We start from the raw sequence: 11896 nt of genomic DNA, 5'->3' as shown, positions 1-11896 counted from the left end.
AGATTTATTACTTTTTTGGAAAGTAATAAATCTAATATTTTTTTGCACGGTTTTTGCCACCTAAAGGTTTATACTTACACACTGCTATGAAAGTAAAACCGCTATCTATTTTCGCACAATTTTCCGTCATTTTTGCTTTACTTACGTCAAGTTGTAAGGAGAATACCCCTGTGTCCAAACCTGAGTTTTCAGCACTCACTTTTGATAATCCAGATGCCAATGGTGGAGCTTGGAAAACCGTAATCATTAATGCTCCTCAGGATTATTCGGTAGAAACTCCTCAAAGTACAGACTCTGATAGCTATCAAAATGAGTTGATGCAATTAAAAAGTGCAGTGTCTCAGCGTAACTATGCCCAAGGAGTCGCTATAAATTATTGGGCTTCTGGAGGTGTTTTGCGTTGGAATCAAATTGCGAGAGAATTGGTGGCTAAATATAATCATCCTCCTAAAGAAGGTGGAAGTCCAGACCCTACTAAGCCAATGGCTTCACCACCATTTGCGGCACGTGCTTATGCACTATTGAGTGTTGCCCAATATGATGCTTTAGTGGTAACCTGGTTTTATAAGTACAAATATCGTCGATTAAGTCCTTCTCATAGTGGTGTCCAAAACTTTCTACCAGAAACTGAACTTCCCTCATATCCTTCTGAAGATGCTGTTATTGCAGCAGTTTCTTATAAAATTTTAAGCAAATTATTCCCTGCAGAAAATGATTATTTGTACAGTAAGGCTCTTGAACACGGAAATACACGTTTATGGGCTGGAGCAAATGTAAAAAGTGATATTGTAGCAGGAGGGAAATTAGGAGAGCAAATCGCTCATGAAATTATTGAATATGCCCGAAATGATAACTTTGATAATGCCAAAGACAAAGACCAAACGTGGAAAGATAAAGCAGACAAAATTAAAAATGGTTGGATAAGTCAGGATGACCCTAAGCACGCACCTTTATTGCCGCTAATGGGAATGGTACAAACTTGGTTTGATAAAAATGAAGTATTGGGTAATCCTCAACCATCTCCACCACCTGCTTTAGCAAGCAAGGAATTTAAACAAGATATTGATTCAGTTAAAAAAATAGGAGATACCCGTACTGAAGAACAAAAACGCATCGCTGAGTTTTGGGCTGATGGAGTTGGTACGTTTACTCCGCCAGGACATTGGAATAAAATTGCTGAAGAACTTCTTAGAAAAGAAAAATTTACAGAATTACGAATCGCTAAAATTCTTCAACAACTTAATCGGGCGGAGGAAGATGCCGCCATTGCGTGCTGGGCAACGAAGTATAAATATTTTTTCCCAAGACCTACGCAAGTAGATAAAAGTATAAACAATTCACTGAGTGTTCCTAATTTTCCATCATACACTTCGGGTCATTCAACTTTTTCGGCAGCAGCAGCATTGGTTTTGGGGCATTATTTTCCGAAAGATTCAATACGTTTAAAGAAAATGGCAAACGAAGCAGGAATGTCCAGAATTTACGGAGGAATTCATTATTTCTGTGATAATGAAGGTGGTAAAATGTGTGGGGAGAAAATTGGTAAATTGGCGGTTGATTGGGGGAAGTAGATTTTATTTTTTCAAAAATTAATTTGCAAATACGCCATTTGTCATATATATTTATGCCATAATGTAAATTTGTAGATATGAAACAGCCAATTGTATTAACTCGTCTTCAAAATCCTTTGGATTTAATAGAGCTTTCTCGCAAAGGATTAAGCCGTGCAGCGGTAGATTTGGTGGCTAAAAAACTAAGTCTTACTGACCGTGAAATGGCACGTATTTTAAATATTTCAGAGAGAACTTTTCATAGGTATACGCCTGATACACAATTAGATACATCAAGTACCGAGCGTCTTTTGAAATTAATGCTTTTGTACCAACACGGAGAGGAGGTATTTGCTAATCTGGAAGATTTTAAACCTTGGATGCGTCAATCTATGCGAATTTTTGGGGATAAATCAGCTCTTGATTTATTAGATACCGTAACTGGTTTTGAATGGGTGGACAATGTATTGAGCAGAATTGAATTTGGGACGTATTCATGATAAAATTATTTCGCCTTCAATCGGCACGTTACGGTTTAACTAAAGATTTTTTATCGGGAAAAGGAGCAGAGCTTACGGGAGGACGTTGGAATCCTGTCGGAATGCCAGTTGTTTACACTTCTCGAACGGTTGAATTAGCTTCTTTAGAATATTTAGTTCACTATTTTGAAGGATTTCCAAATAGTAAACTTCCTGATTTGTTAGTTGGGACTATTGAAATTGCTCAAGAAGATATTTTAACCATTGAAGCAGAAATGTTACCCAAAAACTGGCGAAATTCTCCCGCTCCAAAGTCACTTCAAAGCGTTACTAATCAATGGTTTAAAAGTGAAAAGTTTTTAGCTTTACAAATCCCGACGGCGGTACATCCTGCCCAAACAGAATTATCGTATAATGTTCTTTTAAATCCGCTTCACGAGCGAATGAACGATAGTATTCTCACGAAAATTTCTCCATTTTACTTTGATAGTCGCTATCAAAAACCACAAATTCAAGGAAATGTGATGAATGATTTGATTGAGGATATTTTGGGGGAAATGTAGAAGACTTAAGTTTGTCCTTTATAAAATATTAATTTGGTTTTTATCGGTCTGACTGAGTTACTACGTCAGTTCGGTCTGACTATCGTCTGACTTAGTTACATAGGTCAGACGATAGTCAGACCGATAAAAGCGAGTTCAATATCGGTCTAACTGAGTTATATAGGTCAGTTCGGTCTGACTATCGTCTGACTTAGTTACATAGGTCAGACGATAGTCAGACCGATAAAAGCGAATTCAATTTAAGTTTGTTAAAATAAACTTGAAATTTTTTCTTCTGAAATTACTCTATAAGATTCTTCGTAGAAATTTTCTTTTGATGCACCAATCAATTCAAAGGCTACTTGCTTATTTATAAGAGTACCATTTCTCATCTCAATATAATCCTTGAATGAACTAAATTCCCAGTCCTCCATTTTTGAACATAAATTGGCTATTATCGGATTTTGATGAATATATTGAAAGCAGATAAAAGAATAGTCTGAAATATGATTTTGGTCGTTTATTGTTTCAAGATTTTTAGCTTGTGTTTTTTGACGAAATAACGAACCAGAACGGTCATATTTTTTATTGAATTCATTCGCATAACCACTCGTTAAAAGTCTAAACCCGTTACCCAATTGGGTGCTTTCTATTTTTCCAAGTAATATTTTTTCGGCAGATTTTGGGGTTGTATTTATCAAGAAATGGAAATGATTTGGCATTAATGAATAGCAAACTGTTTCAGCAACTGGGTAAATGAGTTCTCGATATTTTTTGAGAAATAGTAGGTAATCTGCCCTGTCTTTAAAAATCTGTTCTTTATTATTTCCTTGATTATAAATATGGTAGAGTTGATTAGGTATAATTGTCATATTTTGAAATTTATAGAACTTCTTTTGTGGTATTGCGTGTCTGACTATCGTCTGACCGAGTATCCGTAATTGTCAGACAATAGCCAAACACGCCTTTAAACTCTTTTACTTCAATAAATTCAACAAATACTGTCCATAACCACTTTTTACTAATGGTTCAGCAATTTTACGCAGTTGCTCTGCATCAATGAACCCCATGCGGTAAGCTACTTCTTCGATACAACCTACTTTCAATCCTTGACGCTCTTCGATTACTTGTACAAATTGTCCTGCTTGCATCAATGAAGCAAATGTACCAGTGTCTAACCAAGCCGTACCTCTGTTGAGAACCCCAACCTTTAGTTTGCCCTGTTTCAAATATTCTTTATTTACGTCCGTAATTTCGTATTCTCCACGTGGCGAAGGAGCGATGTTTTTGGCAATTTCTACCACTGAGTTATCATAGAAATATAAACCAGGAACGGCATAATTTGATTTAGGCTCATTAGGTTTTTCTTCAATAGAAAGCACATTGAATTCTTTGTCGAATTCTACTACGCCATAACGTTCAGGGTCATGTACCTGATAAGCATACACAACGCCACCCTCAGGGTCATTGTTGGCTTGAAGTAATTTGCTCAAACCGCTTCCGTAAAAAATATTATCACCCAGCACCAAAGCAACTTTATCGTTTCCGATAAATTCTTCACCAATCACGAAAGCCTGAGCAAGTCCGTTTGGAAGTGGTTGTTCAGCATAAGAAAATTCACAACCTAATGCTTCGCCACTACCCAAAAGTTTTTTGAAATGTGGTAAATCATGAGGTGTCGAGATTATCAAAATTTCTTTAATTCCCGCAAGCATCAAAATAGACAAAGGATAATAAATCATCGGTTTGTCGTAAACGGGCATTAGTTGTTTACTAACGGCTAATGTTAATGGGTGAAGGCGTGTGCCTGAGCCTCCTGCGAGTATGATTCCTTTCATGGTTTCAATGAGTGATTGAATGATTTTTGAATGAGTGATTGTAGGTTACTCATTTCTAAAACCTTTATTTATTTTCTATATGACCTATCTTAACTATTTGTTTATAAAGCAGATATTGCTACTTTTAAACTATCTCTCCAATATGGAACCGTAATGCCGAAAGTGTTTTTTATCTTGCTTTTATCCATTACAGAAAAAGCTGGACGAGTTGCTTTTGTGGGATATTCACTCGTTTTTAATGGTTTTACTGCAACTGTTATATTTCCTAACTCAAATATCGCTTGGGCAAAATCGTACCAAGAAACTGCTCCTTCGTTGCTATAATGATAAATTCCGTAGGCTTCTTTTTCTGACGCAATAATATCTAATAAAGCTCCTGCCAAATCAACTCCATAAGTTGGCGTTCCTACTTGGTCGGCAATAATACCTAATGAATCACGGTCTGTACCCAATTTAATCATCGTTTTCATGAAATTATTGGCGAACTCAGAATATAACCATGCCGTTCTCAAGATGTAATGTCTGTCTAAAACATCAGTAATTGCTTTTTCTCCTTCTAATTTCGTAAGTCCATAAACACTAATCGGTTCAGCAGGACTGTCTTCATTTAGAAGAGTGGGAACATTTCCTTCAAAAATAAAGTCGGTAGAAATGTGTAGTAATATTGAATTGTGCTTAACGCAAAGTTTAGCGATATTTTCAGCTCCATCACGATTGATTTTGCGAGAAAGTTCAACTTCGTCTTCTGCTTTATCAACGGCAGTATAAGCTGCACAGTTGATAACATGAGTCGGTTTTTCTTGAGTAAAGAGTTTCTCTAAAACGTCAATATCCAAAATGTTCCCAACTATTTCATCAGCAAAAGTAATTGCTGTAATATTTCTTTGCGAAGCTACTTTGCCAAGGCATTGTCCTAATTGTCCTGTTCCGCCTAATACTAATATATTCATGTTTGATGTTTGTTGTTCGATGTCTGATTTTAGTTTTACGCCTAACATCAAACGTCGAATATCGAAAAATTATCTATTTTCGTACATTGATTCATAATATTTCTGATAATTCCCCGAAGTGACATTATCTAACCACTCCTGATTATTTAAGAACCAATCAACGGTGATTTCTAAGCCTTCTTCAAATTGTAAAGATGGCTTCCAACCTAATTCGTTCATGATTTTTGTAGCATCTATGGCATAGCGGAGGTCATGCCCAGCACGGTCAGTCACATACGTGATTAGTTGTTCTGATGTGCCTTCTGGACGACCCAATTTGGCATCCATTGTTTTGCAAACTAACATCACGATGTCAATATTTTTCCATTCGTTAAAACCGCCAATGTTATAAGTTTCGCCAAGAACACCGTTATGAAAAACTGTATCAATAGCTCTGGCATGGTCAACTACAAATAACCAATCTCTTACATTTTCACCTTTACCATAAACAGGAAGTGGCTTATTGTTTAAGATGTTATGAATAATCAAAGGCAATAATTTCTCAGGAAAATGATTTGGACCATAATTGTTTGAACAATTGGTAATTACTACTGGTAGTTTGTAGGTACTTCCATAAGCACGTACAAAATGGTCAGACGAAGCCTTTGATGCCGAGTACGGTGAACGTGGGTCGTAAGGCGTGGTTTCTAAGAAAAATTCTTCTGGATTATGTAATTCTCCATAAACTTCATCTGTTGAAACGTGATAAAAACGTTTGCCTTCGTAACCTGATTTTTTCCAAGTGTTTTTGGCAGCATTCAATAAATTACAAGTACCAATAACGTTGGTCATCACAAATGCCATTGGGTCGGTAATAGAACGGTCAACGTGAGATTCGGCCGCTAAGTGGATTACACCGTCAAACTGATGTTCGGCAAAAAGTTGGTCGATAAATGGAGCATCTACAATATCACCTTTTACAAAAGTATAATTTGGAGCATTTTCAATATCTGTTAAGTTTGCTAAATTTCCTGCATAGGTTAATTTATCAAGATTAACGATTTGGTAATTTGGGTACTTTGTAACAAAAAGTCTTACAACGTGTGAGCCAATAAATCCTGCTCCGCCAGTGATTAATATTTTTTTCATTTGTTTTGATTCAATTATATATTTTTTGCATGAAATGATACTTCCGATTCATACAAACTAACTTATTTTTTTTTGCCAATTCCAAGCATCACCCAATGCTTCTTTTAGTGATTTTTGTGTTTGCCAACCTAATATTTCTTTTGATTTTGTGCAGTCTGCATAAACGGCTACAATATCACCATCACGTCTTGGTTTAATGGCATAATCAACTTTTAAATTTGTTGCTTCTTCAAAAGCCGTGATAACTTCCAATACTGAGCTTCCCGTTCCTGTACCAATATTAAAGAAATCGTAATAATTTCCTTCTGGTTGTTTCAATAGTAAATTTAGTGCTGATACATGAGCTTTGGCTAAATCTACTACGTGGATATAATCTCTAATGGCAGTACCGTCTGACGTTGGGTAATCGCTACCATAAACGGCTAATTGCCCACGAATACCCGCAACTGACTGTGTAAGGAAAGGAACAAGGTTTGCAGGAACTCCTAAAGGTAATTCTCCAATCAAACAACTTTCATGAGCTCCAATTGGATTAAAATATCTCAAAGATATGGCGTGAAAATGTTGAGTGCTTGAAACAGTATCTTTAATGATTACTTCACAAACTTGCTTAGTGTTGCCGTAGGGAGAAGTTGCTGGTTTTACAGCAGAGTTTTCTGTAACGGGTAAAGCATCAGGCTCTCCGTAAACAGTACAAGAAGACGAGAATACCAAATTGTTTACTCCATGTTCCATCATTTTCTCAAGCATCAAAACCGTTGCTGCAATATTATTTCTATAATACTTTAATGGTTTTGCTACCGATTCACCTACTGCTTTGGCAGCAGCGAAATGAATGATGCCATCAATTTTTTGCTCCGTAAAAATGGTATCCCAAGTAGAAGCCTCATTAATATCTGCTTCATAGTATTTTACAGGTTTACCAATAATTGCTTCAATTCCAGAAAGGGCTTTCTTTTCGGAATTTGAAAAATTATCTAAAATAATGGATTCAAAACCTGCGTTGTGAAGTTCTACTACTGTGTGTGAGCCAATAAAGCCTGCTCCGCCTGTAACTAAAATTTTCATGAAGAAAGCCTTCTTTTTAGAAGGGATATATATGAATAGAAGTATATTTACTCGTTATTTTACAAAAATACAATAATGCCTTGTTAGAAAAAACTATCCTTTTGCTTTTTGTGTAAACGGTCGGTAAAAATATGGCTTTTTTGTATTTGTGCTTATCAAAAAGATATTGTATTTTAGTTAAATAAATAGCGATTGATTAATAGTGTTCTAATCGCTAAATCGGAGTTCGCTAATTTCGCTCAAGAAAATGAAACAATCTGAAATTAAAGCCTTAATCTCTTTACTTGATGACGATGATTATGAAGTATTGAATCACGTAGAAAGTAAAATTCGTTCAATGGGGGATGCCGTTATTCCGTATCTGGAAGACCGTTGGGAGGAATCTTCTTTGAGTCCAATAATGCAGAAGAAATTAGAAGATTTAATCCATGACCTGCAATATAATGCTTTTTTTCAACGTCTAATTCAATGGAAAAATAGTGAAAATCAAGACCTTTTAGAAGGAATGTGGGCAATTGCTACCTATCAATATCCAGAACTCTCTTTAGAAAAACTACGTCAGGATTTAGAACAAATTTATTATGAAGTTTGGCTCGAAATTCGAGATAATATGCACCCAATGGATCAAATTAAAACTTTAAACTCGGTCATTTTTGGGAAATTAAAATTTGGGGCAAATACTAAACATTTTCATTCAGCCTCAAATTCGATGCTTAATGTGGTGATAGACTCCAAAAAAGGAAATCCAATTTCTTTGTGTGTCATTTATCTTTTGGTTGCTCAAAAGTTAAATTTGCCAATTTGGGGTGTGAATCTGCCTAATTTATTTATTCTGACCTATAAATCTGGCGGAATGCAGTTTTATATCAATGTGTTTAATCGAGGATTAGTTTTTAGTAAAGTTGATATTGATAGTTATATTTCTCAACTTAACTTATCTCAAAATGATATATTTTATCAACCCTGTAACCATCTCGATATTATCCGTAGAGTGTTGAGAAACTTAACTTTGGCTTTTGAAAAAGTGGGAGATGATGATAAAGTCAAAGAGATAGAAAAAGTGTTAGAAGAAATGATGAGACAGTAACTCCTAAACGGTTGCCGTAATAACAAAATCATCAACATAAAATACATTCAATGTATGTTGTGTTTTTAGGTGACCGTCAATAAATATTTCTCCTTGAATAGTTTTTGGGTGTTCAGAGAAAGGTTCAATGTAAATGTTATCCTTAAAAGAAAGATTCTTTTTGCCGTACCATTTATACAAACTTTCTTTAGCACACCAATAAACACACATTTTAAACAAATCATCACCTGCATGAATTTGTTCTGGACTTGATAAAAATTTGTGTGCAACTCTACTTAGTTTATGAGAAATTCTTTCAATGTCAATACCAACTTCATCTGTCAAGCTCACAATAGCTATGGCATATTCGTTGGTATGAGATAAGGAAACATAGCCTTTAACATCACACAAAAAAGGATTGTTATGTTCGTCCTTTTCAATACCTTGATAATGATGTTCCAATAACTCAACCGTATATTTCACACAAGTTCGGCTGGCTAACCATTCCAATTGCTTAAGTGGATGAGTTGCATTAGAAAGGCGTGATAAATCATCTTCTTTAATATTGAGGTATTCAAGAAAAAAATGGGTACTTTCCTCAATTTTCCAAAGTGTGATAATACATTGTTCGGAAATATTTTTTGAAAAAATTACAGCCATTTTTGAGTTATCGGTTATTAGTTATCAGTTACTTGACTAAAAAATATTCAGTACCAAGTCGTTTAGGATTTGATGATGACAGCTAAAAATGTTGCCATTCCCTGCAAAATAAAGTAATTTCGTTGGATAATACTGTTCAAAGAGCAAATTCTTGCTAAGATAAACCTAAAAAACTCATCAAATTTACCCAAATTAAGTATCTGATACCTGATAAACGCCCATGCAAGTAGAAAAAATAGATACATTTTCTGGACATCGTGACTGTGTTTATACGCTTGAAAGAGCTGCTGAAAATAGTCAGTTTTTTTCCGCTGGTGGCGACGGATTGGTTGTGCGATGGGATTTATTAAAGCCTGACTCTGGGGAATTATTTGCTCAAATTCCTGCATCGATTTATGCTTTATGTTTAGATGAATCAAGAAATCATTTATGGATTGGACAGAATTTTGATGGAATACATCTAATTGATGTTTCCTCTCAAGAAGAAATAGATTCAATCAAAATTACGTCAGGGTCAATTTTTGATATAAAAATTTGCAAAAATATTGCCATCATAGGAATATCAGATGGGACAATTGTGGTGATGGATGTTGAAAATTTTGCTGTTAAAAAACATATTAAAGCATCCGATAAAAGTGTTAGAAATATCGCTATAAATCCTGTTTCAAATGAATTTGCAGTTGCATATAGCGATTTTTCAGTAAAAATCTTTGATTTGCAGGATTTTTCATTGAAATTAGTGTTAAATCACCATACCAACTCTGTTTTTACCGTTTGCTATTCGCCTGATTATCAGTATTTACTCTCATCAGGACGAGATGCTCACCTAAAGGTCTGGAATGTAAATCAAAAATATCAATTACAAGAAGATATTGCCGCACATTTATTTGCTATAAATGATATTAAGTATAGTCCAGACGGAAAGTTGTTTGCTACGTGTAGTATGGATAAATCAGTGAAAATTTGGGATGCACAACAATTCAAATTATTAAAAGTTATTGATAAAGCACGCCACGCTGGACATGGCACGTCAATCAATAAATTGTGGTGGAGTCAGTACGAAAACCAATTAATTTCAGCATCAGACGACAGACATATTTCTGTATGGGCAGTTAATGAATGACATTAGATTGGTTGTTCTAATTCAAAAAAGTTTATAAATCCAACTTTGTTATAATATAATTCTTGATTCCATGAAGATTTAGTGATTCTGATTGATAGTCCAGTATTCTATCACTCACTCAATTCTATTATAGGTAATCAAGTCCATAAATTAAAAAATCATGAGAATTACTCCCCTTGAAATCAGACAACACACTTTCGATAAGAGTTTTAGAGGGTACGATACTGAGTCGGTTGATGCTTTCTTGCTTTCTCTTTCGCAAGAGTGGGAACGTGTATCGGAGGAACTTAGACAATCAAAACAGCAATTAGAAGTTGCTGAACGTGAGATTGTTAGAATGAAAGAAATTGAAAATAGTCTTTTCAAAACTCTTAAAGCTGCCGAAGATGCTCAACAAGAAATAAATGCAAAAGCTCAAGCTGAAGCGGATTTAATTACAGATAAAGCCAAAAAAGATGCGGAGGAAATAACAGCCGAAGCTCAGAAAGGTGCTGATATGGTAATTTCAGAAGCAGAAAGTAAAGCTAAATTTTTGGTAGAAGATGCCGTAAATGACCTCAAAAATTATGAGCGAGATTTTAAGGCAATGGAACGTTATAAGGACTATTTAGTAGTTGAACTGAAAAGTTTTGCCAATGATGCACTCGACAAAGTAACCAAGTTTGAAGAGCGTATCAATAGTAGAACGAATGAAGCAAGATTAAATGACCTTGATATTAAAATTGCGGAGAAAAAAGCTGAAATTGTAGCACCAGTTCCAGTTGTTGTAGCACAAGAAACGCCAATTGAAGAAATTGTTCAAGAAGCTGAGGAAAACACTATTATAGAACAAAATGTTGTTTCAGCACAAAATCAAGAAACTATTATTGCCGTTTCAAGTGTTGTAGAAGAACATAAGCCTGTCATTATTGAAGCGGTAAAAGAACCCGAAATAGATTTTGAACCAGCAAGTGATTTTGATGATGAAGATGCTGAACTACCAACTGTTCATGCTATTTTGAGTGAAGAGGAAAATGTAGAGTTACCAACAGTAAATACTATATTAAATGAAGATGTTGAACTGCCAACTGTAAATGCTATTTTAGGTGAAGAGCAACATTCAGACTTTCCTTCATTGCCGTTTAATGAAATTGCAGATAATTTAACGAGAGAGATGAAGGCAGCTCGTGGGAGACCTCGTAAAACTTCAAAAGATGATAATTTGCCAACAGTTTCATCTGTAATGGAAGAGTTTGCTAAAGAATCTCCTGCCGCAATAAGTAATGGTGGAGGCTCTTTTTTCGATAATATTTAATATTATATGATTGCTATTAGAAAATTTCAAGTTGAAAAAGCAGCTTGAAATTTTTTGTTTAGGTATGGTAGGTATTCGGAAGAAATTAGTTTATGTTAAAAGTTATTGTAATTGATTGAATAATAGCAAGTTATAATATTTTTTATAACTGTTGATTGACATGATAACTAAATTTTAATACCTATTTATATACAATTT

The 11896-nt window shown here is 35.0% G+C and carries 12 protein-coding genes; 6 read left to right on the top strand and 6 right to left on the bottom strand.

Annotated elements, in window-relative coordinates; genetic code table 11:
• Positions 1-86 precede the first annotated feature (86 nt).
• The 3 genes from VB796_RS06290 (at position 87) to VB796_RS06280 (ending at position 2592) form a co-directional block, all read left to right on the top strand.
• Complete coding sequence (locus VB796_RS06290; protein WP_323345665.1) at positions 87-1571, top strand: phosphatase PAP2 family protein; 1485 nt, start codon at positions 87-89, stop codon at positions 1569-1571.
• Between the two features lie 77 nt (positions 1572-1648).
• Positions 1649-2050 carry an antitoxin Xre-like helix-turn-helix domain-containing protein gene (locus VB796_RS06285; protein ID WP_323345664.1) on the top strand — a complete coding sequence of 134 codons (402 nt, stop codon included), beginning with the start codon at positions 1649-1651 and terminating at the stop codon, positions 2048-2050.
• Entirely contained in the window at positions 2047-2592 is a 546-nt protein-coding gene (locus VB796_RS06280; RefSeq protein WP_323345663.1) for an RES family NAD+ phosphorylase, read from the top strand. The genes VB796_RS06285 and VB796_RS06280 overlap by 4 nt, the downstream gene beginning before the upstream one ends.
• Before the next feature lie 248 nt (positions 2593-2840).
• On the opposite strand, the gene VB796_RS06275 is transcribed toward VB796_RS06280, so the two are convergent.
• From VB796_RS06275 to galE, 5 genes are all read right to left on the bottom strand, one after another.
• Positions 2841-3443, bottom strand: coding sequence for a transposase (locus VB796_RS06275; RefSeq protein WP_323345662.1), 603 nt, complete (start codon positions 3441-3443; stop codon positions 2841-2843).
• Between the two features lie 105 nt (positions 3444-3548).
• On the bottom strand, positions 3549-4409 hold the full coding sequence (gene rfbA, locus VB796_RS06270) for a glucose-1-phosphate thymidylyltransferase RfbA (RefSeq protein ID WP_323345661.1): 861 nt from the start codon (positions 4407-4409) through the stop codon (positions 3549-3551).
• Between the two features lie 101 nt (positions 4410-4510).
• Positions 4511-5359 carry a dTDP-4-dehydrorhamnose reductase gene (gene rfbD, locus VB796_RS06265; RefSeq protein ID WP_323345660.1) on the bottom strand — a complete coding sequence of 283 codons (849 nt, stop codon included), beginning with the start codon at positions 5357-5359 and terminating at the stop codon, positions 4511-4513.
• Positions 5360-5428: 69 nt separating this feature from the next.
• Positions 5429-6487, bottom strand: coding sequence for a dTDP-glucose 4,6-dehydratase (gene rfbB, locus VB796_RS06260; RefSeq protein WP_323345659.1), 1059 nt, complete (start codon positions 6485-6487; stop codon positions 5429-5431).
• A gap of 57 nt (positions 6488-6544) precedes the next feature.
• Positions 6545-7555 (bottom strand): UDP-glucose 4-epimerase GalE, encoded by a 1011-nt coding sequence (gene galE / locus VB796_RS06255; protein ID WP_323345658.1) that lies wholly within the window; start codon positions 7553-7555, stop codon positions 6545-6547.
• A gap of 247 nt (positions 7556-7802) precedes the next feature.
• On the opposite strand from galE, the gene VB796_RS06250 reads away from it, so the two are divergent.
• Positions 7803-8642, top strand: coding sequence for a transglutaminase-like domain-containing protein (locus tag VB796_RS06250; RefSeq protein WP_323345657.1), 840 nt, complete (start codon positions 7803-7805; stop codon positions 8640-8642).
• A 3-nt stretch (positions 8643-8645) separates the two neighbouring features.
• On the opposite strand, the gene VB796_RS06245 is transcribed toward VB796_RS06250, so the two are convergent.
• On the bottom strand, positions 8646-9281 hold the full coding sequence (locus tag VB796_RS06245; RefSeq protein ID WP_323345656.1) for a 4'-phosphopantetheinyl transferase family protein: 636 nt from the start codon (positions 9279-9281) through the stop codon (positions 8646-8648).
• 220 nt (positions 9282-9501) lie between these two features.
• Here VB796_RS06245 and VB796_RS06240 point away from each other — a divergent pair, with 220 nt between their 5' ends.
• Together VB796_RS06240 and VB796_RS06235 are read left to right on the top strand one after the other, a co-directional pair.
• Entirely contained in the window at positions 9502-10404 is a 903-nt protein-coding gene (locus VB796_RS06240; RefSeq protein ID WP_323345655.1) for a WD40 repeat domain-containing protein, read from the top strand.
• A gap of 160 nt (positions 10405-10564) precedes the next feature.
• Complete coding sequence (locus tag VB796_RS06235; RefSeq protein WP_323345654.1) at positions 10565-11698, top strand: DivIVA domain-containing protein; 1134 nt, start codon at positions 10565-10567, stop codon at positions 11696-11698.
• Positions 11699-11896 lie beyond the last annotated feature (198 nt).

Origin of the sequence: Arcicella sp. LKC2W, assembly GCF_034931005.1 — a bacterium.
Lineage (GTDB): Bacteria > Bacteroidota > Bacteroidia > Cytophagales > Spirosomataceae > Arcicella.
This window is presented reverse-complemented; position numbering and strand designations above follow the sequence as displayed.